This window comes from Chlorogloeopsis sp. ULAP01, assembly GCF_030381805.1.
Taxonomy (GTDB): Bacteria; Cyanobacteriota; Cyanobacteriia; order Cyanobacteriales; family Nostocaceae; genus Chlorogloeopsis.
Window position 1 is genome coordinate 81,935 of sequence record NZ_JAUDRH010000014.1, and the last position, 25,642, is coordinate 107,576.

A 25,642-nucleotide genomic window follows, 5' to 3' on the forward strand; every position below is an offset into this window, starting at 1 on the left:
TCAATATTACTTGCAAGAATCGATGATTTCACAGTTAATTTCTTGTCATGGTTTAACAATTAATATTCTTGGGGCAAAATTAGACAAACATACTAAATAATTCAAGATATTTTGACTTAGAACTACGAGGTTCATTGTCTCAAATTGGTAATTGTTTAAATTACTTGGAATCATTAAATATCAAGATTGTCGGTAAACAAAATACAGACAGTAATTGCTGGCATTGTTAATTTTTTCAAACAGATTTGGAAGTAGCCGACACCTTAAAAGGTGCCGCTACACAATCTAATCCTGCGAAGGCAGGATTAGTTCTGATAGCCTGTAGGTTTAAGTGAAGTGTAATGAATTAACTATCTAGCAAGAATGATGTTAGCACAATCTGATTCCAGAAATTAAATAAATTTTAAGTACTTTTAAAGACAAAAAATATCACCACAAGGCTATAAATTTGGTATTGTTATTTTTAAAATACTAAAGGTTGATAGGAAAGTTGTATTTGAGTTGAGATAGGCCAATTTAAAGGAAGGCAAAATTATGGGAATTGTGCTTCAAAATATTTCCAAACATTTCGGAAACTTCCATGCTGTAGACAACGTAAATTTGGAAGTTAAAACAGGTTCTTTGGTGGCTTTACTTGGCCCTTCAGGTTCAGGAAAATCTACATTACTAAGAATAATTGCCGGTTTAGAAGCACCTGATGCTGGTGAAATTTGGTTAGTGGGTGAAAATGCGACTTTTCACAGCGTGCAAGAACGTAACATTGGTTTCGTCTTCCAGCATTATGCTCTGTTTAAACACTTGACAGTGCGTGAGAATATTGCCTTTGCTATGAGTTTGCGCAAGCATCCTAAAAACCGGATTCGCCAACGTGTTGATGAACTTTTGGAATTGGTACAGATGCAGGGATTTGGTGATCGCTATCCTTCTCAGCTTTCTGGTGGGCAACGGCAACGGATCGCATTAGCACGCTCACTGGCTGTACAGCCCCGAATCTTATTACTAGATGAGCCTTTCGGTGCATTAGATGCCAAAGTTCGTAAAGATTTGCGTGTTTGGTTACGCAATCTGCATTCAGAAGTTCATGTCACGACTGTATTTGTTACCCACGATCAAGAGGAAGCAATGGAAGTTGCTGATGACATTGTGGTTATGAATCAAGGAAGGGTAGAACAAGTTGGTAGTCCGGCGGAAATTTATGACAACCCAGCCACACCATTTGTGATGAGTTTTATTGGCCCTGTGAATGTTCTACCTGGTAATGTCGGTCTCTTAACCAACAAGCATACAGTTTCTGCTAGTGACAAAGTGTTTTTGCGACCACACGATATCTTGATTAAGACGAATGCCGATGACAACAGTACATCTGCGATCGTTGACCGCATTATTCATCTTGGTTGGGAGATTCGTGTGGAATTAATCTTGCGCTCTGGTGAAACACTCAATGCTTATCTCAGTCGAGAAGAATCTTATCAGCTTCAGTTAGAAAAGGGACAACGTGTCTATATCCAACCTAAACAAACAAAGGTATTTCCAGCTGCTTACGCCATAAGGTAGGAGTAAGAAACTTTGGGTATGGAAACCGGGTTTCTCTAAAAATCCGGTTTTTATGTATTCAAATTCCTGCCTCATCTCAAAATTTCTGGGCTGCGGAATCACGTTCATAAATCTTAGGTAAGTCAGGTAGGAGCATATCCTTGTAATTTGGATCATCCAGCCTCAGACTTAGATCAAAATTTTGATAATGATTTCATTATCCCAAATCTCTCTTTTTCTCTTTCCTATGCTGGAGCCTGGGAATGATGATTGATATGATGTCCGCTAAATTACCCTTAATTCCTGCGTTACCTCACCCCAACCCTCTCCTTAGTAAGGAGAGGGTTGGGGTGAGGTAGGTGAGGTTATTGTATTATGAGCATTTTCACGGACATGATCATAGGCTCCGCCTCATGAAGATGAAGACGGAGCCTCCAGTTTTCATCACTATGCAAAGCATGATCATCAGAGAACTTGCGATAACGGGATTTCCCCTCGTCAAGAAGAGCATTGGGGAGCAGTATTTTCTATGTGTCGGATTGTTCTTTCAAATTATTATAAACATCGGTAATTTGATAAGCTTATAGTACTTTAATGATGATTTAATAAATTGTATTCCAGCAAACATTGTTTTTAGAAATTTTATTACTTAATGTACAATAAGCCTATCAGTTAGCCGTAGTATAATGAATGAGAGCTTAAGAAAACAAAAGTATGCCCTCTTGGATTTGTCTGCCAAAGTGGAATATGCGCTCATAGCACTTTTAGAGCTAGCTAGCAATTCTGGTCAAAAAACTCCTGTCACTATGAGTGATATTTCTGCCAAGCATCCGATCCCAGAGCGGTATCTAGAGCAAATTCTTACAAGTCTGCGGCGCTCTGGTGTGGTGCAGAGTCAACGTGGCTCTAAAGGTGGCTTTATTTTATTGCGTGAACCTCGGCAATTAACCTTGTTAGAGGTTGTGATTATGTTGGATGGAGAACAGAAAGAAAAAGAATTCCTTGGTGAAGAAAATTTGGAAAAATTTTTGGTGCATAACATTTGGCAACAAGCAGACTTAGCAGCACAAGCTGTTTTGAGCCAATATACTATCCAAGATCTATTTGAGCAGCGAGAAGCACGGTTGCAGAAAAGCCAGATGTATTACATTTAATTACATAAGAATACTTTTATGAAAATTGCCAAGAATATTACAGAGTTAGTCGGACGTACTCCACTGGTGCAGCTAAACAGAATTCCTCAACAAGAGGGAGCTGTAGCAGAGATTGTGATGAAGTTAGAAAGCATGAACCCATCTGCCTCTGTGAAAGACAGAATTGGCGTGAGTATGGTGGAAAGCGCAGAGGAGGCGGGTTTAATTCATCCTGGAAAGACGGTATTAGTAGAACCGACATCTGGAAATACGGGTATCGCCTTAGCTATGGTGGCTGCTGCAAAGGGCTATCATTTGATTCTGACTATGCCAGATACGATGAGTACAGAAAGACGGGCAATGTTGAGAGCTTATGGCGCTCAATTGGAATTAACTCCTGGTATAGAAGGGATGCGGGGAGCGATCGCCAAAGCTGAACAAATCGTAGCAGAATTGCCCAATGCCTATATGCTACAACAGTTCAATAACCCAGCTAACCCCAAGGTACATCGCCAGACAACAGCAGAAGAAATTTGGGAAGATACCGATGGCAAGGTAGATATTTTGGTGGCGGGAGTCGGTACTGGCGGAACCGTGACTGGTGTAGCCGAGGTGATTAAACAACGCAAGCCAAGTTTTCAAACTATTGCTGTAGAACCAACTAATAGCCAAGTGCTTTCTGGAGGGAGATCGGGAGCGCATAAAATTCAAGGAATTGGTGCGGGATTTATTCCAACAATTTGCCGTCTAGAATTAATAGATGAGGTGATTGCAGTCTCTGATGAAGATGCGATCGCCTATAGCCGCAGATTAGTAAGAGAAGAAGGTTTATTATCGGGTATTTCTACAGGTGCTGCGTTAGCTGCTGCGATTGGGGTAGCCAAGCGAAAAGAAAATAGCGGTAAGTTAATTGTCATAGTTCAACCTAGCTTTGGCGAACGTTACTTGAGTACTTCTCTATTCAAGGATTTAGTGGAGTTTGAATTATCTGTATTTAATTAGTCGTTAGTCATCAGTCATTCTCTCATTACCATGCTCTGCATATTAAGCTCATCCCCCGACTGAAGTCTGGGGGATTTCGCGGGCATCGGGAATTGGGAATTGGGCATTGGCCAATGCATGAATGCCCCTTGCCCCAAGACGACGGACGACGATTCTGAGCGCCCCTTAAAGGAACGGGCTTCCCCGTCGTCTTTTGGTGATGTCACCGGGAAATGGGCATCGGGCATTAGGATAGCTGTTATTTTTTTACTACTTCTGCCTCCTGTCCAGTTGGTGAGCGACTTGCCCTGAATCTCGACTGCGCTCGATTACCGCGCAGTCGAAGGGAGCCGAACCACTGTCCTCTGCCTTTTCAAGACAGCTCACCTAAAAACCTACACTCCATTATATGATGTCCGCTAAATTACCCTTAATTCCTGCGTTACCTCACTCCACAATCCTCTCCTTACTAAGGAGAGGGTGCCGTAGGCGGGTGAGGTTATTTTATTATGGGCATTGTCACGAATATGATATTACTCCAATATAAAAGTTTGCAAATAATCTAGCGGAACCGTGAATACATAGTAGAGTACTCCCACGCCTAGAAGAACTACAGCTAAACTCGCCAGTAGTATCCAACGATCTGGAGGTTGATAGGTATCCTCGTCAATATCTTGGCGAACAGCAAAATAGTGTTGAGTTGAAAGTAACACTGTTAATATACCTACCAAGGCAAATGCTAAACCCAATTTCCAACCATTACCAGGAGGTTGTGGTGCCAATGGAGGGCGGATGATCCTCAACCGCACAATCAAAACACCAAAACCCATGAGTGCAATCCCACTCCGCATCCATGCTAGGTAAGTACGTTCATTCGCCAAGTGATCCCGAACGCGATCTGACCTGTATTTCTTTTTTTCTAAAGTTTTGACTTCTAATTTTTCTACGTCTGTCTTCATTAGATTTACGTCTTCAAGCAACCTTCAAAATACTTATATTTAATTAATGTTATTTTATAAAATTTCTAGATCAAAAAATCGCATAATCAGAGTTTATCTTAAATAAAAATCAATAAATTTTATTTATTAAAATACAAAAATTGATAGATTACTAACTTGTTATTAACTTTAACACCTTCTTAGAATGAATTAATAAACTACCGCTTAATAAATGTAGGGTAGGTTAGTGACAGCATCACCCACCATTGTTAGAAGATTAATAGTGCGTTAGGACTATCGTCCTAACGCACCCTACAAATTGGAGATTTTTTAATTAAAATTCTCTCAACTTTTTGGATAGTTAGATTCCCGAATTCTACCCTCTAGGTATCTACAATAAATTGGGAATCTTATGTTACTTAATCGTCAATTGTTGCAGTAGTCAATCCAGCATCAAGTGCGGCTTGTAGATTTTCAGGAATAAACCAATTATCTTTGTCGCCAGACTGGATAAGTTTTAGAGGAGGAAGATTGAATTCAGTTTCTCCAGTTTCGGGATTGGTTGTGGCAACTAAGCGAGTTCCATGAACAATCTTAAAAGCTTGAGCTGGTGCGGCTTCCTGTCCTTCTGCGGCAGCTTTTTCAGGGAGATAAACGCCTTGACAGTCCCAATCGTCATCAGTTTCTGCACCACTAGGTAGCAGATATAATTGATTACTGTAGGTTGAGCTAGATTTTTTGGGTTTTTTACCATAAACTAACAGGGTTTTATCTGTTTCGTTGCGACAAATACCAACAGGCTCTTTGCTATTTTCCAAAATATATTTTTGGAATTTTAAATTAGCGATCGCTTGGTCAAGCTCTGATGTAGAACCTTGAGTTTGTTTATCTTGCAAAGCAGATTCTAATAATTTGGTGACTTCTACATAATCTGGATCGTCACTGATTTTCTTACCTGCCCAAGATGGTTGAGTGAACATCAAGTTTGCTAGTAGTAATAAGCAAACAAGAGTAATTTTGACCAGAGTATTCTTGAATAGTTTCATAATTTTTCTCCTAAAAAACGATAACAATTTTTTTACAGATACTACCTACCTAATTTAGAGTATATGATGTACAACTTCTCATCTGTCTATTGATGCAATTTGCGTACTAGAAAAATTTATTTTTGCTTCAATACTTCGGTTTCAGGTGATCCCAAAGAAAATCCATAAACATCTTGCCACGCATTCTTGCCTACAATTAAGAGATAGGAAGCAATAGATACAACAGAGATTAAAACTAAGGCAGGAGTTTCTAAAGTGTGACTTTCTATCAAAATGGAAACACCTAATCCCATTAAGATAAAGGGAACTAAAGGATTACCGTAGCGAGAAATTGCAGAAGCGATCGCACTTACCTGAGTTAAGCAATAAGCTGTATAACACCACACACTTACCATCACAAAGAAAACTGCCAAAATCACTAGTAAGCTATCCCATGTATGAGTGGCAAACATTGGCATATAGATACTGATGTTATCTCCACCATTAGCAATGGTAACTGCTGCAACACCGTAAGTTTGGGGTGAAAGGAAGTTGTACCACCAGGCTTGAGAAGATTCGGGGTTGTTTAAACCTTCTTGCTCGTTTGTCTCTGGATGTAATAAACGACTGATCCCAATGATGATAGGAGCAATACCAAGTAACCCAATCCAGGATTCTGGCAAGATAAATCTGCCAAAAAAACTGGGTAAACTTGCGATGACTAGAAGACTAAAACCCAAATATTGACCGATAACGATGTGGCGACGGCGAAAGCAAGCATTGACTTGGGAAAAAAATAGTGACAGGACAACAATATCATCAAGATTGGTAGCAATGAAAGCAGTGAGTCCTGTGGGGATAGCAGTCAGTAATCCACTCATGTTTGTATCTTGTCTCCTCAAGGGTAGTGATTCTCAACCGTCTGTATCAATATCTAGTTGGGTGCTTCTTGACATGGAGGTTGTGAGTTGTGAATATAGAGTTGCTTAGTAATTGTGTAGTAACACAGAAGCGATCATTGATTGTTGGCAGTTAAATTCTGTAGTCATCAGCAAATAAATTCATGAATAGAACTGGTGCTTTGCTTTACCCAAGAAGCTTGTACCGAAGTCATAGTTTCACTCTATGGCTCTCCATCAATAAAAGCAAACATTCTTTTTTGTCAAATTCATAGACGTAATTTATTGATATGCAGATATAACTGCAACCATGTCATCAAGAATATATAAAATAATCTACATATTTCCGCCTAATTTACCGTATAATACTTTCAAGGTTTTCACAATCACTATCCTCAAGCCTGTACAGAGCCAAAATGACGCTGGAGCAGTTGCGAATTTTTTTAGCCGTGGCAGAAGTATTGCACTTTACCCGTGCAGCTGAAGCACTTTACATCACTCAGCCAGCAGTCAGTGCTGCGATCCAAAGCTTAGAGACAGAATATGGTGTTAGGTTATTTCATCGCATTGGTAGGCATATTGAAATCACAGATGCTGGGAAATTATTGCAGGGTGAGGCACAGAAAATTCTTGATCATGTAGAGTTAACAGAACGTTGCTTAAAGGAATTAAATAATCTGCAACGGGGAGAGTTGAAGTTAGGTGCAAGTCTTACGGTTGGTAACTATTGGCTACCTGAAAAAATCAGCCAGTTCAAGCAATTATATCCTGGTATTTTTATCAACTGTAAGCTGGGAAATGCCGAGGAAATTTGTGAAGGCACTGCTGTTGGTATGTATGATTTGGGTTTAGTGACAGGGGAGATTAAAGCATCATTGCAGCAATGTTTAGAAAAGGAAGAAGTAGGAAGCGATCGCCTGCAAATTGTTGTTGGCAAATCTCACCCTTGGTATCAACGTAGCGAGGTTTATCTAGATGAATTACTCAATACAGGTTGGGTGATGCGTGAGTCTGGCTCCGGCGCACAACAAATATTTGATCATGCCTTACAAAATTGGGGAATTGAACCCAGCAATCTGAGTGTTGTAATTAACTTAAATACTAGCGAAATGGTGAAGGCAGTTGTAGAAAGTGGTGTTGGTGCGGCAGCAATTCCAGAATTTATGGTGAAAAAAGAATTGCTACTAGGGACATTGCACGCTGTAAAAATTATTGATCCCCAAAAACAATCTAGTAAAAAATTAGAAATTGTTCAGCCCGTTTGGAAACTGAAACACCGTCAACGTTTTCATACACGAGTCATGATAGCTTTTGAAAATCTCCTTATGCAAGATAATGTGCAAGTAGCTTAATTAGTAGATGAAATTATGAAAATTAAAAGGCACAGATTCCCAACTTTTCTAAAAAGTCGGGAGTCTAGTTTTTCAGTTATTTTTCACTAAAATCACCAAACATACACAACTTGCTGCTAGCTTAAGCAAGCTTAAAGATTCCGTTTTTAAAATAATGATTGCACCTATTATTATTAATACAAAGGAAAAAATATAGCTAGAATATCGACTTAAAATATTGGCAATTTTTGCTTGAGAAGTAAATATATAAGCTAGATAACACCACACTGCTATTAATATAAAAAATACACCAACAATAATCAGAAAATTGCCTAAATCACCACTAGCAAATAATGGTACATAAACGCTAATATTATCGCTGCCATTGGCGATAGTGATGGCTGCAACGCTGTAAGTCTGTGTATTGAAAAGACTTGTAGTATTTGCATCTTGATATTCAACTGTGGGAACTACAACCTCACCACAATGTGCTGCCTCTTGAGTTTCATCTTCTTCTCGATTGATCAAACTGCTAATACCCATCGCCATTGGTATTAATCCCAGTAATCCAATCCAGTTGGATGGTATGACTAATCCACCAAATAAGCCAGTCAGGCTAGCAATAATTAACACTGTAAAGCCTAAATACTGGCCAGCAACAATATGCTTAGATCGGAAGGTAGAGTTTAACTGAGAAAACAGTAGCAATAAAATAACGATATCATCAATATTAGTGGCTATGAAAGCTGATATGCCGACTAAGAGTGTAGTAAACAACTCACTCATCCCAGTATATCCTGATTTGTTTGCTTAATATTTTATTGTTCTGTGATGATTTCTGACAATACCGCATGATTAATATTACCACAATTATTACTGAGGCAATTATTGCTTTTACTGCCACCAATATTGACGACTTTATTATATTACTACTATTTTTTTCACAGCTAAATCATCAATTTCGCCGTCGCCACATATTTATCGGTCAGTATCTTGGTTTTCTTGCGATTATTATTGTTAGTTTACCAGGTTTTTTGGGTGGCTTAGTAATACCAAGAGCATGGATAGGATTATTGGGAATACTGCCAATAGTAATTGGAATTAAGCAATTAGTGAGTCAAGAGGTAGAAAACTCAGAACTTCAGACTGTAACTACTGATTTCAATCCATCTACTAATAAACATCCAATTATAAATTTTATTTTGAGTATTTTTAGCCCTCAAACTTATAAAGTTGCTGCAATTATATTTGCTAATGGTGGTGATAATGTTGGTATTTATATTCCTTTATTTGCTGGTTATAGATTAGTAGAATTATTAGTAGTTATTATAGTGTTTCTAATCATGAAAGGTGTTTGGTATACCGTTACTTATTTATTAGCTCGTCAAAAAAAAGTAGCTCAAGTTTTAAGTCGCTATGGTAAAACTGTTGTACCCTTTGTATTGATTGGCTTAGGTTTATACATTATGTATGAAAGAGGTACATTTTCTCTCTTGGCTTGGAAATAATAAGTTGATAGAAAGTTGAATATCCCAACTCTTACCTAGTATTGTCATACTTTGCTAGTTAATAACCATGCCCCATACAAATGCATCTAATAAACTAGCTTTAAGCTTACCATCATCAATATAGAGTAAATCATAAACCGCAATGGTTTCTGTGGCGCGGCTTGACAAATTTTAGCCCCTATTAATACTCCTGGTACTGAGCCAAGCCATATTGGTAAGACTAAACCCCAGTCAACTGTTCCCAAGGTAAGATGTCCAAAAGCGGTGAACAGTAAAAGAATTGCTGCTTGGGAAATATCTGTACCAACTAACTTTCGTGCATCTAAGCGGAAAAATGCAATCAGCACCAAGGCAAACATTGAGCCGGAAGCGACGCTGGTTAAACCGACAATACAACCTAAAAATGCCCCTATACTTACTGTCTGCAAGCATCCTAATAGGGTTGTTAAGTCAAATTTTGGCAATTCAGGTAATTGAAACTTTGGAAAGAAAGTCAACAGCAGCATTTGCACCAACGCCAAAACTGTAGCTAACAGAATCGTCATACCTAACAGATGCAGCATGATTTCGTTCAGGTTATGTTCTGCCTTGTGTTTAATCAGGTGCAGTATGCCTATCCCTAGTAGAGATCCAGGAACACTTCCCAAAGCTAGCCATTTCACCACCTGTACATCAAGGGTTCGTTGCTGCCAATGTTTAATGCTGCCAACAACTTTCATGAGTGTTGCCGCAACGACATCAGAACTGATGGCTACGGCAGGTGGTACTTGAAAAACAAATATCAACATTGGGGTAATCAGGGAAGCACCACCAATTCCTGTCAAACCAACAACAATACCAACTAGAAAGCTGAACAGAGGCAATAATAAAAAATCCATACTCCTATCCTTTACCGGGGTTTTCTCAATGCGGCTTTGTTTAGCTGAAACTAAAAGATTGGTTATAACGCTCTTGTACAGAACGTTTCGCGCAACTACAACTTTTAATCGACTGCTCGAAAATCACCATAAAACACTAAAACTTGATTGACTTACCGTATTTTAAGGTTAAAATATCGTAAAAGTCCATATTTTTGTGAAGTGATACAAATTCTTGATAAAATTTTACACATATACTTTAGCCGCTGCTTGCGTCAAAGCAAGTTCCAGGCTGTATCTACACATCAGTAGTAAAAATACACTAGTTTTACAAAAAACTACACTAACTACTACAAAATACTGTACTTAAGATGATAGAGTTAGACGAAATCAACAATGAGAATCAAACATTGCGCCTAAAGCCACAATTGGTTATGAAGTTTGTGCAGAAACTGATAACTACTCATTGGCGTTCTTTGTTACTGCTGTTCGTTGGGATGTATTTACCACTGCAAATTTTTGGACTACTGGCTTTAGAGTTACGGCAAAATGAGGGCGGCTTTCCTTGGGATTTACCGATTTTGGTGACGATTCACTCTGTAACCCAGCCCCAGTCAGGCATATTCGCCGCAATGTTAACTAAACTGGGTTCGTTTTGGAATGTATTACCCATCCTCAGCGCGATCGCACTAATTTTACTAATGCAACGTCGCTGGCGATCGCTTGGGCAATTGGCGTGAGTTTAATTATTCGACCATTATCACAATCAGTAAGTGAAACAAAGTTAGTTCCTAAAGAACAGTAGTTGATCAATGAGGAATGAAATCTTTTAGTTCCTGATAGAGGTTTTATTAATACAACATAAATAAGTATAAAAACTGAGATACTAGATTTTAACTTTCATTTGAGTCTGGACTTTTTGGACTTTTTCTTTTAAAGTACGGTAAGTGGATAGAATTACTGTATAATTATGATTAGTAGCAAAAAGAGCCAACAAGAGTTGTTATCACAAACTTCAGAGAATTTACCCAAAACCTTATTGCAGAAGCTTAGAGGTGGATTTTTCTTAGTGATTGGATATCTATTGTCACCATTGTGCTGGTGGAATGATTTAATATTCAATTTACCAATAGCTTATTTTTTCGGCTATATTTGTAGTCTTTTTGCTCCTAAATTACTGATGCCTGGTGTCATAGTTGGTTATTGGTTATCTAATATTATTGGTATTCTCTTGATGCAAGCAGGTGCAATCGATATGTTTCAAAAAGAATCTCAAGAACGCAATTTAAAAAAGGAATTACTGACAGGTTTAATTTCTTCAACTGCCTATACCTTTGTAATTCTGGCTCTCATCCAGTTTAAAATCATCGATACTCCTAATTTCTTCTCTGGTAGCTAATCAAAAACCCAGTCTTCAAAACTGGGTTTTTTAATTTAATCCAACTTATTTTCTTTTTAAAATTTCATTTATATTTAAAAGCTTAGGGGCATCTTTTGTCATAACTAAAGGTAATTTACCATCCCATTTTTCTAGCGCCTGTCTTTCTAAAATTTCATTAGTCAAACTATCACGTAGTAATTTATTTACTTCTGCTTCTCCCTTGGCCAAATTTACTTTAGCTTCTGCTTGTTTTGCTGCTTTTAGTGCAATAAATTCTGCTCGTTTAGCATCTTGTTCAGCAATCTGCTTTGCCTCTACTGCTTCAGTAAATTTATCTGAAAAATTGACATGAACTAATGAGATATCATCAACTGCAATATGATATCCATGTAATCTTGTTGTTAATGTGGTATCTACTCCAGATTTTACTTCTCCTCGTTTAGTGACAATTTCTTCTGCTGTATACTTTGCCATCACTGCTTTTAAAACTTCTTCTACTGCGGGATTAATAATTTTTTCAACTACGTCTTTTTCATCACCAATCACTTGAAAAATGACATTAGTCTCTTCAGGTATAATATGCCAATTTAATGCCACATCTGTAAATACATCTTGCAAATCTTTAGAAGAGGCTTCAGCAGATATTTCTTGTTTTTGAACTCTCACGCTGATTTTTTTGACTGTATTAACAATGGGAATTATGATATGGATTCCCTCATCCAATATTGTTGCTTGTACTCTACCAAACTGCATTAATACACCGCGTTCTCCTGCATTTACAACCACAAATGGTGTCAGCAAAATTGTGATTAGAAATAATAATGCAGTTAATTTACCAGCATTATTAGTAAATTTAATTTTTTTCATATTATCAAGAGAATTATTATTGTGTTTTTAGATTTTATTAAAAATTATAATATTAAATACATTACATTGATGGAGTTAAAGTAGTTAATAAATTTGAACCAGACTGTTTCTCTCTGCGCGATCGCGATTATCGGCAATAAAAAAACTTAAGCCAGGGGGCGATCCCTGGCTTAGGCATTTATACAGTTAGCTTTGATTTCAGATTACTGTCATTTATTGATACTGATATGGATACTGAGCCATCATTCCCGGAGGTACTACTGCATCTTCCAAATCAGCTCCTAGTAAGTTTGCTCCCTGTATATTGGCAGCTGCAAGGTTTGTTTTTTGTAAATCTGCCTTTTGTAAGTTTGCTCCAGAGAGATTTGTTCCTTGTAGATTCGCTGCTTCTAAATCTGCATCATACAAGTTTGCCCCAGCAAGATTTGCTCCTGCAATATTTGCTTTACTCAAATCTACCTCCCGCAAATCTGCTGCTTGTAGGTTGGTTCCCTGCAAATTAGCCTTTTCTAATTCTGCTTTTTGCAGATTTGCACCCTCTAAATTAGCTGATTGCAGATTAGCCCCTTCTAGTTGTGCTTCATAGAGGTTACATCCAACGCATTCATTCGTTGTTAATAGGCGTCTAACATTTGCTGCAACAGGATCTACAGCCCACATTGTTGGGGGTGTGGCTGGAGCGGGAGATACTACAGTTGGAGGTGCAGATTCAGTAGGCGTGGGTAGAGTTTCTGATTGAGACTGAGCTAGGGCATAAGGCTGATCTAACAAAGAAAATACCGCAACCAATGCTAGAAATACAGCACTTAAAATCCAGGAAGCTAATTTTTTTGAAGTTAGTTTGTTCATTAGTCTCTTCCTCTTAGATTTGTTAATTTTTATTGTTTTCATTTACTTCACCTTGACTTTAAGATAAAGCCAATCAAACTCTCAAAGCAAACATTATTATTTTTCCTAACAATAGATAAAAGTGATGATTTACTTTTGCTCTGAGAAGTTATTTTTTTAGCTTTTTATTTCTAATTGTTGAATTAGGTTTGGAAATACTATATATAATTGCTTACTATTAGCTATTCTTGTCATTTCTTATCATTATTCCAGCTTGTCTGTATTTACCCAACGATTGACGAGCTTGTTATCTTGTGTACGTACCCTGACTTGTACTTGTTTAGAACCTAGCTTGATTACTTCGGCGGGAATTCTCTGGATGTGATCTGAGTCAGAACGAGCTTTATAAAGCCAAACAACTCTTTCACCCACAAAGTGGTTATGATTTTTGCTTAATTGCGATTCTTCATCCGCCCAAGCGGGAGAAATTCTGACTAAGTTGAGCAAAAGCATGAAGATTATTAAAGCTATTTGGAAAAGTTTCATCGTCGTTACATTCGGAGCAGATACTCAATACCTAATTTATCTATACTTGCAATAAATTTTGTACTATCACCTGAAAAGCAAGCGGAATTTTACTTTTGTATAATTCATTTAAGAGCAACTCTGAAATTTGTTTAGAATTTGGCATTTCCCCTTGTTTATCCATTAAATTATGGGTGGAGATAGCCAGAATTTAGATTGACTAATCACTAGTAGAAATACACCAGCAGTTTTCTCAATTAGATGAAGGTCATATACTTTTCATTAAGGCGCGATCGCGTCATCTCTAATTGAAAAGTGTTGCCACACTGGGAAAAAGTTGAAACGTGCCGCTTTTCATCATGATGGAGAAACCAAGCCAGATCAACACTACCGGGAAAACTTTTCGACCATAACGAGCCAAAAGCGGTGCCATGAGAGGATTACGAGTCAAATTATAAGAGAGGAAACACCACAGTCCGACAGTCAAGTAACAAACACATAAAATCACGCCCAAACTTGGAAGATTGCTACTAGCAAATAAAGGTACATAGATGCCAATATTGTTTCCTCCGTTAGCAATAGTTACTGCTGAAACACGGTAAGTATGGGGATCGCGCAGAGTCGCCCATAATGATTTTTTACGACGTCTAGATTTGACGGAATTATGAAAGTCAATAGACACATCTTGGATGGTGTTTCCATCATCATCTCGACTCATGAGATTAATGATACCAATAGAAATTGGAAGTATTCCTAGCAAACCAATCCAAGCTTCTGGAAGAATTAAACCACCGAAAAAACCAGGCAAACTAGCAAATACTAGCGCGGTAAATCCAACAAATTCACCAATGATAATATGTTTGGGACGAAAGGCATGATTGACTTTTCCAAAGAAAGCCGTCAAGTATATATTGTCATCAAAAGTAGTTGCAAAGGCAGCAGAAATTCCAATAACTAATGTACCAGTTAGCCAATCCATAATTGTTGCTCACAATAGTTCAAGTTTGTTGATTTAAATTCTTTTCTGCTTCTAGAAGTGAAGGCAGTTTAGAAAATAGTTTAATTTTTGTATCTGATGGCGATCGCCATTCATTTAATTCAAATTTTTTCTTCGCAAGGTAGCTTGTTCTTAATATTATGAGGTTGCTCAGATAAGAGCAAATATTCTTTGTTTTGAAAACAATAAATTAAATTTATGAAAAATTTATCAGTTTAAGTTAGCTATAAATAGAAATTCACCGTAAATACCACAGTATAAACGGGAGAATAATTTTTGATTATAAAAAAGGGCAAACGATAGAGAGCTAAGGTTTGTGGTTACAAGCTATCAACAACGCTCGTGTAGAATCTCCAAAAGCATCTCTAACCTCTATGAGAAGGCAGAAGTACGAAGGCAGAAGGGAACCCCGTAAATAAATTTATGGGTTTCTAACAATGACGTATTGTATCTCGTGCTACGCACTCGCTCTAAATATTATTATCTTCTCCACGAATAAATTCGGGAAATTGAAACCTTTCGGGCAGAAGGCAGATGATAAAAAAAGGTATTAAATTTTACTTAAACTTCTGCCTTCTGCCCTTCTTCGGTCATTAAACAGAAACCTAATAACTGCCGTAGCGAGTGAAGATTTTGGCAAGTGCAGGAACTTGAGAAAATCGATAAGCGGCATAGCACCAAATCGCAACTTATGAAAAGAAGACTGGCATCTACGTGTCTATCGGCAGAGTATTCTCCTGTATTACTAAACAGAAGGTGTTAGGAACTCGATTGTACTAGATGGACGATTTTGTTCTTGATATTTTCGCAATGTGATCAATGCGAGGATAGCAATTACCGTCAGATAAATACGCTTTAACCATACATTACTCAATTTGAGAGTAATCTGACCTCCTATTATTCCGCCCACAAACATCGTTATACCAAGGATGATTCCTAAGTGAAAATCTACTATTTCTTGGTGTATAAAAATAACCGTAGCTATCAAGGATGAAAATACATTAATAAATTTAGTAGTTGCGATCGCTTCCACAAAACTCATCCGAAACAGCATGACATAAGCAGCTGTGAGTAAAGTCACGTAACCACCACTAAAAAAACCACCGTAAATGCCAAGGATGAAAGTAGCTGCATAACCCGCAATTTCTCTTATATGTGGAGGTATCACTTCAATTCTGGTCACTTCAGCATTACGATTAATAACTGATAATATTGTCACTATTATCATTGAAATAGAAATTACCAGTGGCATTGATTTTGAAGGCAAAATCAATACAAGTAGTGCTCCTAAAATTGACCCTACTATAGTTAATAACGTCAATAATGGTAGTCGTTTGATCTGAATGATTCTTTTACCAATAAAAGGTAAGGTTCCACCAATACTCATTAACGTTAGTGCAAACATATTGGTAGCGATCGCAGTACGCGGCTCTACTCCAAATTCAAGCATCAAAGGCACAGTTATCAAAGATGTGCTACCAGCAATAACGCTAACAATGCTGGCTATAAAAAAGATTCCAGCAAGGATTACTGTTTGATAAACGTCCACAATTTATTTTGACTATTAGTAAATAGTTTAAAGTCATTTTAGTATTAATTTAATTATTTAGCTATTAATATAATAATCAAAAGATTACTAATATTTTTAGTCAAAATCTTAACAACTAAGTTGCTAAAAAAGATGTTAAACCTTATGTTTGGCATCTTAAATAGAAAATCCAAATCTAACACTAAAAATTTAATGGCGAGCAATTTTTTTAAACACCAGGAGTCTGTCCGCCATCAACAAGAATCTCTGCACCAGTAATAGAAGAGGCGAGATCGGAAACCAAAAATAAAGCCAGCGCTGCAATCTCTTCTGGCTTGACAATTTTTCCCAAAGGAATAGCTTGCAAGGATTCCGCTTTGATTTCTTCTACACTCACACCACGGGCTTGAGCATTTTGTTCTGCCAAACGTTCAGCACGCTCTGTGCCAGTTAGACCAGGTGAGATAGCATTAATGCGAATATTATCCTGGGCTAGCTCTTTAGAAATTCCACGCGTGAAGTTTAACAGAGCAGCATTAGTTGTACCACCAGGCAAGAAGTTAGGACGAGGTGTACGTCCTGCACCACCGATAATGTTGACAATCCGCCCATCACGCCGATTTTTAAAATGGGGAACGACGGCTTTAACTAAACGAATATAGCCCAGTAATTTTAGGTTCCAAGCATCCAAAAATGCATTATCATCTAATTCTAAGAAAGACCCTGCACGAGCTGAACCAGCATTGTTAATGAGAATATCAATCTGACCAAATTGTGCCAAGCTAGTGGAGATTACTCGATCAATGCTTTCTGCTTGCGTGAGATCTGCACTAATTGCAATCACTTTAGCACCTAGAGTATTTAAGGATTGAATGTCAGCTACTGCTTTTTCTAATTTTTCTAAATTACGAGCAGTAATGACCACATTCACACCTTCAGTATAAAGACCTTTGGCAATAGCTAATCCAATACCCGCACTTCCACCTGTGACAATTGCTGTTTTACCTGATAGCTTTAGATCTAAACTCATAAAAAATTAACCTCAAAATGTAATTTGTTGCTTATGAAACATCAATCGCGATCGCTACATAGCTAAATATCTTGCTTTTAATTAGTACTGTTAATAAAATGTCGAACCTGCTCTAGCAATTCTGGTCATACATTGGAGAGGTATAACACTGCACGTATTTGGCTCATCTTGACCAAAGCTAAATCAAGTTACAAGTTATTTGATATATCTTCTTGAGAAATAATGCTAATAATATCTCTTAGATAACGTTCGCGAAATTGCTCCGTAGACGCTTCGTCAGCCCATTCTTCCGGTGTTTTCTTATCCAAGGATGTTTCTTTTACCAAGCGGTAAACATCAGCCGCTCTATAAAAACTACTTTCAGTTAGACTTAACTCTTTAAAGGTTTCTGCAATCTCTTCCATTTGTCCTATCCTTTGCTGCGGCGGCTAATTGCCGAGTTCGTTTACTGCGATCATCCAGGGCAGTAATAGTTTTCAATCTATTTTGATTGAGTACAGATGCGTAGACGCAAAGCAGCTACTTGCAGAAGTCGCTAGCTAACGCAACGCCTGACGGCGAAAGCGCAAGAGCGCAGGTACGGCTTCCAACGGTAGCGGCTTATAATCAGACATCGCCTGCCCCATATCACCCGGACTTAAAATACCAACAGTTTGAATTTGCATGGAAAGCTTGATGATTACCTCTATTCAGCTTTGAACTAAGACGCTGTTTGTAGGGATTGAGTTATGACTAAAATTACTATAAGTTGATAGAATTACCGTATTTAACTTCAATAGGAAGTTATCACAAATCATTCCAAGGAAGCAAGTCATCCAATGACTCAAAAAGCAGAATTATCTCGATTTTTCCTAGCTTTTGTGGCTGGATTTGTTGCTGTGCTGATATTTCATCAAGGCTTGCTGGCGCTGCTTCATGCAATTAACTTTGCGTCCCGTCCTCCATACCAAACTACACCTACACAACCTTTTGGTGTACCCCAATTTCTCTCAGGTGCTTTCTGGGGAGGAATTTGGGGTTTAGTGTGGGCCACTTTGACACTACACAGGCAAGTAAATAGAAATTATTGGATAGCTGCACTACTATTTGGTGCGATTGCACCGACATTGGTTGCTTGGTTTATTGTTGCACCATTGAAAGGTTTACCCATTGCCGGAGGTTGGCAACCAACAGCCATGATTACAGCTTTATTAGTCAATGGTGCTTGGGGAGTAGGAACAGCCTTATTGTTTAATTGGTTTGTGAGAAAGCAAGATGAAGTCAGCGAATAGATTAAGTTGATACAAATTCTCTGCATCACGAAATGCGATCGCATTCAATAATTTCAATAATTAAATTTATCTATGCACATAGAGTCACGTCGCATTATTATTGCTTTAGGGCAAATTGATTACCAGTGTTCATTTTAGGGGAATAGGAAGTAGATTTTTCTCCGTAAAGATTGAATCAAAAGATAACAATGAATCATAAGCAATGGACAGAAGTTGACCACTACATCACTGATTTGCTTGTGCCTCCCGATCCTGTGCTAGATGCTATGCTTCAGGCTAGTGATGCCGCCGGTTTGCCACCACATAATGTTTCGCCAAACCAGGGCAAGCTGCTAATGTTGCTAGCATTAATCCAAAGAGCACACACCATTCTGGAGATTGGCACGTTAGGTGGCTACAGCACGATCTGGCTTGCCAGGGCATTACCTGCTGATGGTCGTTTAATCACCCTGGAGTCAAATCCCAAGCACGCCGAAGTTGCCCGCGATAACATTGCCCGCGCTGGTTTGGCTCATCTCGTTGAGGTGCGCGTTGGGCGAGCAATAGATACGCTGCCACAACTGGCTACTGAGGGGCAACATCCATTTGATTTGATATTCATTGACGCAGATAAGCCAAGCAATCCAGAGTACTTCGTGTGGGCGCTAAAGCTCTCTCGTCAAGGCAGCCTGATTATTGCTGATAACGTTGTACGCAACGGAGTCGTGATTGAGGCAAACAGCGACGATCCCAGTGTCAAAGGAGTGCGTCGTTTTCACGAATTGCTCGCTGCTGAACCGCGTGTGAGCGCCACAGCAATCCAGACTGTAGGCAGCAAAGGATATGACGGCTTTGCGATCGCTTTTGTTACGTCTGAGGATTAGCGATATACTCCAAACTCCCTAACTAAGCCGTAGTTCCACTAAATCTATTCAAACCGAAATATGTCAGACATTGCCGATTTTTCTGCTTCTCACCTGTTGTCGCTGTATCGCGATCGCCTCACTTGATCAGAATATCTAACTGCCAAGATGCACGTGAAGCATAGAGCTAGTGTTCTTTGATGTACGTGGAATGTTATTATACATTTTACTAAATACTGTTTTCCGACTGATTTTTAGTATTTTTTGGAATGCAGCTTTTAGACAAGGCTGCACAAATTACTTTAGATGGCTTAATCAGAAGCATATTAAACAGCAAGGAGCATCATTATGAGATTGAAATATCTCTTGGCAAAGTTGAAAAAAACTAAGTTTCTTGCCTTGGGAGCAGTGTTTTTTGTTTGTCTGTTTATTATCCCGCAATTAACTTTTTCAGCATTTTCTGCCAATCCCCGTGCAAGTATTCAGTTTGTTGCACCAGATTGGGTAGCTGAGAATTCTAAAAATCCAAATCTGCGGATCTTGGATGTCCGTAATTTACCTCTAGACTATATCGAAGGACATCTTCCTGGCGCGGTTAATATTGCTGATACTGCTTTTAGAGGGCCGAAAGAAGGTCTACCTGTGCAGTATTGGAACAATGAAAAACTGGGACAAATATTTGCAAATTCTGGGGTAACTAACAATAGCCGCGTCCTTGTCTATTCCGATGACAGAGATGTCTTGGGTGCAACAATGGTGGCTTATTTGCTAGAACGTTCTGGTTTGCAGAATATCGCAGTACTAGATGGTGGTTACACAGGTTATCAAGCTTCCCAACCAGTGACTAAGGAATTTCCGAAATACACAGTAGGTAAATTCACCGTTCGGGATAACCCTTCTATTCGCGTCAGTCTGGATGAAGTCAAAAAGCTGATTGGTAAACCAGGAGTTACTTTTATCGATCCCCGACCGGCAAATCTGTTTCGTGGTGAGGAAAACCTCTGGGTACGTAACGGACATATTCCAGGTGCACGGAATATTCCTTGGCCTACCTTTATGGATGCTAAGAATCCTCACAAACTGAAGTCACTAGATGAGATTAAAAGCATCCTGGCAGAGAAAAAGATTAGTCCGTCAAATGACATCATTATCTCTTGCAGTACAGGAAGAGAAGCAACATTACAATACGTTGTCTTGAAGCATTTGCTTGGTTATCCGAAAGTGAGAGTGTATGAAGGTTCGTGGACTGAATATAGCACCCATAAAGATTTACCTGTGGCAACGGGAGCTGAACAGGTGAGTTAGAAGTCTAAACAAGTTTTCATGAAATAGAGAGATCAGAAAATGAGACATATCATGTTGTTGCTAGCTGTATTATTGACAACCTTTAATACAGTCAGTGTACCTTTGGCTGAAAATGTAGAGCAGGAAAGCTTAGTAAGTTGCAGAAGGAGTAAGGAAAAACCACCCGAAAGTTCTGAAAGTCGTAGTCCCCAAACTTAAACGATTCTCATTTTGATGCAACATAAAGTATGGACACAACATTAAGTTGTGTCCTAACAAGTAGCATGATAAAAAATTTTTGAGTGCTAAATTTCTTATGAGCAGCGTTGTTGGAAATAACCTACCATCTGGCTCAAAAATATTACCTCCTCGACCACAGAAGTTAATTGTAGCGATCGCTTTAGCTGTGCTAGCAGGTGGAGCAGTCGCTTTAAGTTCCTACGGTTGGCGACAAAGTGTTCTATTTCTCATCGGTGGTTTGTTGGGTGTTAGCCTCTATCATTCCGCTTTTGGTTTCACATCTGCTTACCGTAAGTTGCTAGTAAATCGGGATGTTCAGGGAATATACGCGCAATTAGTGATGCTGGCGATCGCCACTATTCTATTCGCTCCCGTTTTAGCTGCTGGCTCTGTTTTTGGTCAAAAAGTAGAAGGAGCGATCGCACCAGTGGGAGTACAAGGCGCGATCGGTGCTTTTTTATTTGGTATCGGGATGCAATTAGGTGGAGGGTGTGGTTGCGGCACACTTTATACTATTGGTGGCGGTAGTATTACTATGCTTATAACCCTATTTACCTTCTGTGTAGGTGCATTTTGGGCAAGTTTGACTAGGCATATATGGTCTGTATTACCACAGATATCGCCAATTGTTTTCGGAGAATCTTTGGGTTGGGTAGGAGCAGTTGGTTTACAGTTAGGCTTGTTTATTTTGATTGCAGGTTTACTGTGGTGGTGGAATCAAAGGAGTCGAAATCAGTTACAAACCAAGTCAAATAAAGCGCAAATTTTACCTCATCCTACAGAATTTTTGTCTGGGCCTTGGCCATTATTCACAGGAGCTATTGCTTTAGCTACGCTCAACTGGCTAACTCTGATCATTTCAGGAGAGCCTTGGCGAATTACTTGGGGATTTGCCTTATGGGCAGCTAAAATCGCCACTATTTTTGGTTGGAATCCTGATAGTAGCCCCTTTTGGGAGGGAATGTCATTCTCAGATATTGTGGTTACTGATGTTTCCTCTGTAATGAATGTTGGTATTATCTTGGGAGCAGCCTTAGCAGCAGCCTCAGCAGGAAAGCTAGTTGCTAAAACTCAAATTTCTCTTGCAGTAGTAATTGCAACCATTATCGGTGGATTGATGATGGGTTATGGAGCTTTTATTGCCTTTGGTTGTAACGTCAGTGCCTTTTTTAGTGGTATTGCTTCCACCAGTTTACACGGCTGGATTTGGATCATCTGTGCTTTATTAGGAACTGGAGTTGGTATTCGGTTCCGTTCTTTATTGAAATTGGTTAATTGAACTTAAATTATATAGCGTTTCCTAATCTACTGAGGTACTGAGTCATTGCTAATAAAATTGGGCAAACTTCTGCGTAACTCTGCGCTCTCCTCTGCGTTTAAAAATATTGGTTCTGTACCTCACTTAACTGGGAATCGCTATATCTTGCACCTATCGGGATTAAGATTTTTGGCGTTGCATAATTGCGGGATGAATTTAGGATTTGTATGACTCAATAATCAGCGTGTCTCCGCGTCAGCCTCGATCATCCCATTGTTCAGCAACACCAGATTTTTTTATTTCTGTCCATGTTCAACTAGATAAAATATACGAAAAATGAATGAAACATTTATGTTAGCTGCTTTAGCCATAAGCAGAAAAGCTTTGCCAGAATGTTTGCCCAACCCACCAGTAGGTTGTGTCATTGTAGCTACTGAAGAGATAGTGGCAAAAGGATACACGCGATCGCCAGGGAAATATCATGCTGAGGCTGATGCACTGAACCAGATTCAAGGCAAAGCGTTCGACTGCTTGAAAATGTACGTAACTTTGGAACCTTGTTCTTTTTATGGACGGACACCCTCATGTGCTTTAGCTATTGCCGAAGACCCTCGTATAGATGAGATTTATGTATCTTTAGTAGATCCAGATCCTCGCAATCTGGGGAGAGGATTGGACATTCTTAGAAAAGCAGAGAAGGTAGTTCATCTTGGATTATGTACTGATGAGGTTAGTAATTTTCTTAATCAATATCTATTAAAGTAATGAAACAAGAATAGGAAATTTATCCCCCAATTAATAGATATTTGTTCCTATTCTGCATAAAAGAAGAGAGTTAATCAACTCCCAGTCGCATCTACCTTCCTACTTTCCAGACAAGGCTTTTTCCAAATCAGCTTGCAAGTCTAATACATTCTCAATTCCTACAGAAAGACGGATTAGATTATCATTAATTCCCCGCTTATATCGTTCTGCGTCTGGTAAAGAACCATGAGTCATTTTGGCAGGATAACAAAGTAACGACTCTACACCTCCTAAACTTTCTGCTAGTAAAAACAGCTTGAGCCGCGAAGCAAATTTTTCAACCTCTGTAAAACCACCTTTTAATTCCAAACTAATCATTCCTCCAAAGCCAGACATTTGTGCTTTTGCCAATTTATGTTGGGGGTGATTAGGTAAACCTGGATAATAAATTCGCTCGACTTGAGGATGCTCTTCTAAGAATTTAGCTAAAAACAAAGCATTTTTTTCATGTTCTCGCATTCTTACGGCCAGAGTTTTAATTCCTCGCAGTACTAGCCAACTATCAAAGGGGCTGGGAACTGCCCCGATCGCATTTTGATAAAATTTCAGTTCGGTGTATAGTTGCTCGTTGGATGTCACAACTGCACCGCCAATAACATCGCTGTGTCCTCCTAGATATTTAGTAGTACTGTGAACTACAATATCAGCACCTAATTCCAGTGGTCTTTGAAAATAAGGACTGGCAAAGGTGTTATCAACTACTAGAATGATATTGTGTTGACGAGCAATACTTGCTAGTGCAGCAATATCAATAATTTTTAATAATGGATTGGTGGGAGTTTCGATCCAAATTAGTTTGGTATTGGCTTGAATAGCATTTTCAAAGTTATTAATATCATCAATATCTACATAGGTGGTTGTCACGCTCCAATTTTTTACCACCCGTTCTAATAAACGATAAGTACCACCATATAAATCATCACCAGCAACAATATGGTCGCCGCTTTTAAGCAGACTTAACACGGTAGTAGTGGCAGCTAATCCAGAGGCAAATGCTAAACCGAATTTTGCACTTTCAATAGCAGCTAAAGCTTCTTCTAAGGCATTACGGGTAGGATTTCCGGTGCGAGAATATTCATATCCTTTGTGCTGACCTATTGCTTCTTGCTGATATGTAGAAGTCAAATAAATAGGAACAATCACAGCACCAGTTTGTGGCTCTGATTGTTGACCTTCATGAATTGCTTTCGTTTCAAATTCCATTGTTTTCCCTTAATTCGTCTTGGTTTTGACTAATCCAATATCTAATTAAATCGGCTCTGGTAATTAATCCAATGGGGACACTATGCCGCGTAATAATAATTCCTGTAGTCCCCGATAATAGCACTCGATAAGCTTCTGCAATGTCTACTTCTTCATCGAGAATTGGTAGCGGTTTACCCATAACTGCTAAAACTTGCTGGTTAGAAAAATTAATACCATCATGGAGAAATTTCATCAAAGATGCTTCATTGAGGCTACCAACTACATGATTATTATCAATTACAGGTAACTGGGATATATTCAGCTTTTGTAACAGACTTGTAGCTTGGCTCAGAGTATCGCTAGAACTAACAGCAACCAAAGAGGGAAAATCAGTTTTTTGCAGCAGAATTTCACCAATTTTTATAGTTTTTACTGTTTTGCCTTCCCAAAAACCATTTTCCTGCATCCAGGCATCAGAGTAGATTTTATTAATGTAGTTTCTGCCTGTATCTGGTAATAGCACCACGATATACTTTGGCTGTGATAACCTAACTGCATACTTGATTGCGGCGGCTACCACTGTACCACAAGAACCTCCTACCAATAAGCCTTCCTCCCTGGCGAGACGACGTGCCATATTAAAAGACTCTTTATCGCTGACTCGAATCATTTCATCGACTAATTGACGATTAAAAGTCTTAGGAATAAAGTCTTCTCCTATGCCTTCAACCTTATAAGATTTAGGGCTATCTCCTGACAGAATAGAACCTTCTGGATCTGCACCAATAATTACAATATTTGGGTTTTGTTCTTTGAGATATTTGGCAACTCCTGAAATTGTGCCACCTGTCCCCATACCTGCAACAAAAACTTCAACTTTACCTTGACTATCTGACCAGATTTCTGGGCCAGTAGTTAAGTAATGAGCTAAAGGATTATTCGGGTTTTCAAATTGATTTGGTCTGTAGGCTCCTGGGATTTCTTTAGCAAGTCTTTCTGCTACACCGTTATAACTTTCTGGTGAGTCAGGTGCTACAGATGTGGGAGTAACTACTACTTCTGCGCCATAAGCTTTGAGCAGGTTAATTTTATCCTGGCTCATCTTATCGGGCATGACAAAAATACACCGATATTTTTTGACTGCGGCAATTAGTGCCAGTCCTACACCAGTATTACCTGCGGTAGCTTCAATAATAGTTCCTCCCGGCTGTAATTGACCTGTTTTTTCTGCTTCTTCTATCATTGCCAGGGCAATTCTATCTTTGGTACTTCCACCAGGATTCAGATATTCTACTTTGGCATAAATAGTAGATTGAATATTTTCGGTTACTCTATTGAGTCTGACTAATGGAGTTTTACCAATTGCTTGCAAGATATTTTCGTGAGTAGCCATATTT

Annotated in this window: 27 protein-coding genes; 13 read left to right on the forward strand and 14 right to left on the reverse strand. The window is 38.7% G+C overall.

Going from position 1 to position 25,642, the window contains the following annotated elements; translation table 11 throughout:
- Nucleotides 1-534 precede the first annotated feature (534 nt).
- The 3 genes from QUB80_RS25050 to cysK all read left to right on the forward strand — a co-directional run bounded on the left by QUB80_RS25050 (nt 535) and on the right by cysK (nt 3,668).
- Complete coding sequence (locus QUB80_RS25050; RefSeq protein ID WP_289792195.1) at nt 535-1,554, forward strand: sulfate/molybdate ABC transporter ATP-binding protein; 1,020 nt, start codon at nt 535-537, stop codon at nt 1,552-1,554.
- Nucleotides 1,555-2,219: 665 nt separating this feature from the next.
- Nucleotides 2,220-2,687 carry an RrF2 family transcriptional regulator gene (locus QUB80_RS25055; RefSeq protein ID WP_289792196.1) on the forward strand — a complete coding sequence of 156 codons (468 nt, stop codon included), beginning with the start codon at nt 2,220-2,222 and terminating at the stop codon, nt 2,685-2,687.
- 18 nt (nt 2,688-2,705) lie between these two features.
- Nucleotides 2,706-3,668 carry a cysteine synthase A gene (gene cysK, locus QUB80_RS25060; protein ID WP_289792197.1) on the forward strand — a complete coding sequence of 321 codons (963 nt, stop codon included), beginning with the start codon at nt 2,706-2,708 and terminating at the stop codon, nt 3,666-3,668.
- Between the two features lie 512 nt (nt 3,669-4,180).
- Here cysK and QUB80_RS25065 read toward each other — a convergent pair.
- The 3 genes from QUB80_RS25065 to QUB80_RS25075 all read right to left on the reverse strand — a co-directional run bounded on the left by QUB80_RS25065 (nt 4,181) and on the right by QUB80_RS25075 (nt 6,491).
- Nucleotides 4,181-4,606 carry a YidH family protein gene (locus QUB80_RS25065; protein ID WP_289792198.1) on the reverse strand — a complete coding sequence of 142 codons (426 nt, stop codon included), beginning with the start codon at nt 4,604-4,606 and terminating at the stop codon, nt 4,181-4,183.
- Between the two features lie 398 nt (nt 4,607-5,004).
- Nucleotides 5,005-5,631, reverse strand: a complete 627-nt coding sequence (locus QUB80_RS25070) for a hypothetical protein (protein ID WP_289792199.1) — start codon at nt 5,629-5,631, stop codon at nt 5,005-5,007.
- A gap of 116 nt (nt 5,632-5,747) precedes the next feature.
- Nucleotides 5,748-6,491, reverse strand: coding sequence for a cadmium resistance transporter (locus QUB80_RS25075; protein ID WP_289792200.1), 744 nt, complete (start codon nt 6,489-6,491; stop codon nt 5,748-5,750).
- Between the two features lie 434 nt (nt 6,492-6,925).
- Here QUB80_RS25075 and QUB80_RS25080 point away from each other — a divergent pair, with 434 nt between their 5' ends.
- Nucleotides 6,926-7,861: a LysR family transcriptional regulator gene (locus QUB80_RS25080; RefSeq protein ID WP_289792201.1), complete on the forward strand. Its 936-nt coding sequence runs from the start codon at nt 6,926-6,928 to the stop codon at nt 7,859-7,861.
- A gap of 72 nt (nt 7,862-7,933) precedes the next feature.
- Here QUB80_RS25080 and QUB80_RS25085 read toward each other — a convergent pair whose 3' ends face one another.
- On the reverse strand, nt 7,934-8,626 hold the full coding sequence (locus tag QUB80_RS25085; protein ID WP_289792202.1) for a cadmium resistance transporter: 693 nt from the start codon (nt 8,624-8,626) through the stop codon (nt 7,934-7,936).
- 65 nt (nt 8,627-8,691) lie between these two features.
- On the opposite strand from QUB80_RS25085, the gene QUB80_RS25090 reads away from it, so the two are divergent.
- On the forward strand, nt 8,692-9,348 hold the full coding sequence (locus QUB80_RS25090; protein WP_289792203.1) for a cadmium resistance transporter: 657 nt from the start codon (nt 8,692-8,694) through the stop codon (nt 9,346-9,348).
- 86 nt (nt 9,349-9,434) lie between these two features.
- On the opposite strand, the gene QUB80_RS25095 is transcribed toward QUB80_RS25090, so the two are convergent.
- The gene (locus QUB80_RS25095) at nt 9,435-10,226 is read right to left on the reverse strand and encodes a sulfite exporter TauE/SafE family protein (protein WP_289792204.1); all 792 of its coding nucleotides are present in this window, start codon (nt 10,224-10,226) and stop codon (nt 9,435-9,437) included.
- A gap of 413 nt (nt 10,227-10,639) precedes the next feature.
- Between QUB80_RS25095 and QUB80_RS25100 the strand changes: the two genes are divergently transcribed.
- Together QUB80_RS25100 and QUB80_RS25105 are read left to right on the forward strand one after the other, a co-directional pair.
- Nucleotides 10,640-10,945 carry a phosphatase PAP2 family protein gene (locus QUB80_RS25100; protein ID WP_336622343.1) on the forward strand — a complete coding sequence of 102 codons (306 nt, stop codon included), beginning with the start codon at nt 10,640-10,642 and terminating at the stop codon, nt 10,943-10,945.
- A 230-nt stretch (nt 10,946-11,175) separates the two neighbouring features.
- Nucleotides 11,176-11,604 (forward strand): DUF7980 family protein, encoded by a 429-nt coding sequence (locus tag QUB80_RS25105; protein ID WP_289792205.1) that lies wholly within the window; start codon nt 11,176-11,178, stop codon nt 11,602-11,604.
- A 45-nt stretch (nt 11,605-11,649) separates the two neighbouring features.
- Here QUB80_RS25105 and QUB80_RS25110 read toward each other — a convergent pair whose 3' ends face one another.
- From QUB80_RS25110 to QUB80_RS25140, 7 genes are all read right to left on the reverse strand, one after another.
- Nucleotides 11,650-12,453: a prohibitin family protein gene (locus QUB80_RS25110; protein WP_289792206.1), complete on the reverse strand. Its 804-nt coding sequence runs from the start codon at nt 12,451-12,453 to the stop codon at nt 11,650-11,652.
- A gap of 213 nt (nt 12,454-12,666) precedes the next feature.
- Nucleotides 12,667-13,302: a pentapeptide repeat-containing protein gene (locus QUB80_RS25115; RefSeq protein WP_289792207.1), complete on the reverse strand. Its 636-nt coding sequence runs from the start codon at nt 13,300-13,302 to the stop codon at nt 12,667-12,669.
- A 243-nt stretch (nt 13,303-13,545) separates the two neighbouring features.
- Nucleotides 13,546-13,827, reverse strand: coding sequence for a hypothetical protein (locus QUB80_RS25120; RefSeq protein WP_289792208.1), 282 nt, complete (start codon nt 13,825-13,827; stop codon nt 13,546-13,548).
- A 283-nt stretch (nt 13,828-14,110) separates the two neighbouring features.
- The gene (locus QUB80_RS25125) at nt 14,111-14,785 is read right to left on the reverse strand and encodes a cadmium resistance transporter (protein WP_289792209.1); all 675 of its coding nucleotides are present in this window, start codon (nt 14,783-14,785) and stop codon (nt 14,111-14,113) included.
- 763 nt (nt 14,786-15,548) lie between these two features.
- Nucleotides 15,549-16,352, reverse strand: coding sequence for a sulfite exporter TauE/SafE family protein (locus QUB80_RS25130; RefSeq protein WP_289792210.1), 804 nt, complete (start codon nt 16,350-16,352; stop codon nt 15,549-15,551).
- A 208-nt stretch (nt 16,353-16,560) separates the two neighbouring features.
- Complete coding sequence (locus QUB80_RS25135; RefSeq protein ID WP_289792211.1) at nt 16,561-17,361, reverse strand: SDR family oxidoreductase; 801 nt, start codon at nt 17,359-17,361, stop codon at nt 16,561-16,563.
- A 188-nt stretch (nt 17,362-17,549) separates the two neighbouring features.
- On the reverse strand, nt 17,550-17,765 hold the full coding sequence (locus QUB80_RS25140) for a hypothetical protein (protein ID WP_289792212.1): 216 nt from the start codon (nt 17,763-17,765) through the stop codon (nt 17,550-17,552).
- A 414-nt stretch (nt 17,766-18,179) separates the two neighbouring features.
- Here QUB80_RS25140 and QUB80_RS25145 point away from each other — a divergent pair, with 414 nt between their 5' ends.
- The 6 genes from QUB80_RS25145 (at nt 18,180) to QUB80_RS25170 (ending at nt 23,021) form a co-directional block, all read left to right on the forward strand.
- Entirely contained in the window at nt 18,180-18,632 is a 453-nt protein-coding gene (locus QUB80_RS25145) for a hypothetical protein (RefSeq protein ID WP_289792213.1), read from the forward strand.
- Nucleotides 18,633-18,820: 188 nt separating this feature from the next.
- A complete protein-coding gene (locus QUB80_RS25150) occupies nt 18,821-19,495 on the forward strand; it encodes an O-methyltransferase (RefSeq protein ID WP_289792214.1) in 675 nt (224 codons plus the stop codon).
- Between the two features lie 327 nt (nt 19,496-19,822).
- Nucleotides 19,823-20,779: a sulfurtransferase gene (locus QUB80_RS25155; protein ID WP_289792215.1), complete on the forward strand. Its 957-nt coding sequence runs from the start codon at nt 19,823-19,825 to the stop codon at nt 20,777-20,779.
- A 39-nt stretch (nt 20,780-20,818) separates the two neighbouring features.
- A complete protein-coding gene (locus QUB80_RS25160; RefSeq protein ID WP_289792216.1) occupies nt 20,819-20,977 on the forward strand; it encodes a hypothetical protein in 159 nt (52 codons plus the stop codon).
- A 97-nt stretch (nt 20,978-21,074) separates the two neighbouring features.
- Nucleotides 21,075-22,277 (forward strand): YeeE/YedE family protein, encoded by a 1,203-nt coding sequence (locus QUB80_RS25165; protein WP_289792217.1) that lies wholly within the window; start codon nt 21,075-21,077, stop codon nt 22,275-22,277.
- A 315-nt stretch (nt 22,278-22,592) separates the two neighbouring features.
- Nucleotides 22,593-23,021, forward strand: coding sequence for a bifunctional diaminohydroxyphosphoribosylaminopyrimidine deaminase/5-amino-6-(5-phosphoribosylamino)uracil reductase RibD (locus tag QUB80_RS25170; RefSeq protein ID WP_289792218.1), 429 nt, complete (start codon nt 22,593-22,595; stop codon nt 23,019-23,021).
- A gap of 99 nt (nt 23,022-23,120) precedes the next feature.
- Here the strand turns inward: QUB80_RS25170 and QUB80_RS25175 are convergent, their stop codons facing one another.
- Both QUB80_RS25175 and QUB80_RS25180 read right to left on the reverse strand, forming a co-directional pair.
- Complete coding sequence (locus QUB80_RS25175) at nt 23,121-24,263, reverse strand: cystathionine gamma-synthase (RefSeq protein ID WP_289792219.1); 1,143 nt, start codon at nt 24,261-24,263, stop codon at nt 23,121-23,123.
- A complete protein-coding gene (locus tag QUB80_RS25180) occupies nt 24,253-25,638 on the reverse strand; it encodes a cystathionine beta-synthase (RefSeq protein ID WP_289792220.1) in 1,386 nt (461 codons plus the stop codon). The genes QUB80_RS25175 and QUB80_RS25180 overlap by 11 nt, the downstream gene beginning before the upstream one ends.
- Nucleotides 25,639-25,642 lie beyond the last annotated feature (4 nt).

Bases quoted from the DNA above. Each gene is read 5' to 3' on its own strand.
- QUB80_RS25050 (WP_289792195.1), top strand. From the start codon at position 535: ATGGGAATTGTGCTTCAAAATATTTCCAAACATTTCGGAAACTTCCAT.
- QUB80_RS25055 (WP_289792196.1), top strand. From the start codon at position 2,220: ATGAATGAGAGCTTAAGAAAACAAAAGTATGCCCTCTTGGATTTGTCT.
- cysK (WP_289792197.1), top strand. From the start codon at position 2,706: ATGAAAATTGCCAAGAATATTACAGAGTTAGTCGGACGTACTCCACTG.
- QUB80_RS25065 (WP_289792198.1), bottom strand. From the start codon at position 4,606: ATGAAGACAGACGTAGAAAAATTAGAAGTCAAAACTTTAGAAAAAAAG.
- QUB80_RS25070 (WP_289792199.1), bottom strand. From the start codon at position 5,631: ATGAAACTATTCAAGAATACTCTGGTCAAAATTACTCTTGTTTGCTTA.
- QUB80_RS25075 (WP_289792200.1), bottom strand. From the start codon at position 6,491: ATGAGTGGATTACTGACTGCTATCCCCACAGGACTCACTGCTTTCATT.
- QUB80_RS25080 (WP_289792201.1), top strand. From the start codon at position 6,926: ATGACGCTGGAGCAGTTGCGAATTTTTTTAGCCGTGGCAGAAGTATTG.
- QUB80_RS25085 (WP_289792202.1), bottom strand. From the start codon at position 8,626: ATGAGTGAGTTGTTTACTACACTCTTAGTCGGCATATCAGCTTTCATA.
- QUB80_RS25090 (WP_289792203.1), top strand. From the start codon at position 8,692: ATGATTAATATTACCACAATTATTACTGAGGCAATTATTGCTTTTACT.
- QUB80_RS25095 (WP_289792204.1), bottom strand. From the start codon at position 10,226: ATGGATTTTTTATTATTGCCTCTGTTCAGCTTTCTAGTTGGTATTGTT.
- QUB80_RS25100 (WP_336622343.1), top strand. From the start codon at position 10,640: ATGAAGTTTGTGCAGAAACTGATAACTACTCATTGGCGTTCTTTGTTA.
- QUB80_RS25105 (WP_289792205.1), top strand. From the start codon at position 11,176: ATGATTAGTAGCAAAAAGAGCCAACAAGAGTTGTTATCACAAACTTCA.
- QUB80_RS25110 (WP_289792206.1), bottom strand. From the start codon at position 12,453: ATGAAAAAAATTAAATTTACTAATAATGCTGGTAAATTAACTGCATTA.
- QUB80_RS25115 (WP_289792207.1), bottom strand. From the start codon at position 13,302: ATGAACAAACTAACTTCAAAAAAATTAGCTTCCTGGATTTTAAGTGCT.
- QUB80_RS25120 (WP_289792208.1), bottom strand. From the start codon at position 13,827: ATGAAACTTTTCCAAATAGCTTTAATAATCTTCATGCTTTTGCTCAAC.
- QUB80_RS25125 (WP_289792209.1), bottom strand. From the start codon at position 14,785: ATGGATTGGCTAACTGGTACATTAGTTATTGGAATTTCTGCTGCCTTT.
- QUB80_RS25135 (WP_289792211.1), bottom strand. From the start codon at position 17,361: ATGAGTTTAGATCTAAAGCTATCAGGTAAAACAGCAATTGTCACAGGT.
- QUB80_RS25140 (WP_289792212.1), bottom strand. From the start codon at position 17,765: ATGGAAGAGATTGCAGAAACCTTTAAAGAGTTAAGTCTAACTGAAAGT.
- QUB80_RS25145 (WP_289792213.1), top strand. From the start codon at position 18,180: ATGACTCAAAAAGCAGAATTATCTCGATTTTTCCTAGCTTTTGTGGCT.
- QUB80_RS25150 (WP_289792214.1), top strand. From the start codon at position 18,821: ATGAATCATAAGCAATGGACAGAAGTTGACCACTACATCACTGATTTG.
- QUB80_RS25155 (WP_289792215.1), top strand. From the start codon at position 19,823: ATGAGATTGAAATATCTCTTGGCAAAGTTGAAAAAAACTAAGTTTCTT.
- QUB80_RS25160 (WP_289792216.1), top strand. From the start codon at position 20,819: ATGAGACATATCATGTTGTTGCTAGCTGTATTATTGACAACCTTTAAT.
- QUB80_RS25165 (WP_289792217.1), top strand. From the start codon at position 21,075: ATGAGCAGCGTTGTTGGAAATAACCTACCATCTGGCTCAAAAATATTA.
- QUB80_RS25170 (WP_289792218.1), top strand. From the start codon at position 22,593: ATGAATGAAACATTTATGTTAGCTGCTTTAGCCATAAGCAGAAAAGCT.
- QUB80_RS25175 (WP_289792219.1), bottom strand. From the start codon at position 24,263: ATGGAATTTGAAACGAAAGCAATTCATGAAGGTCAACAATCAGAGCCA.
- QUB80_RS25180 (WP_289792220.1), bottom strand. From the start codon at position 25,638: ATGGCTACTCACGAAAATATCTTGCAAGCAATTGGTAAAACTCCATTA.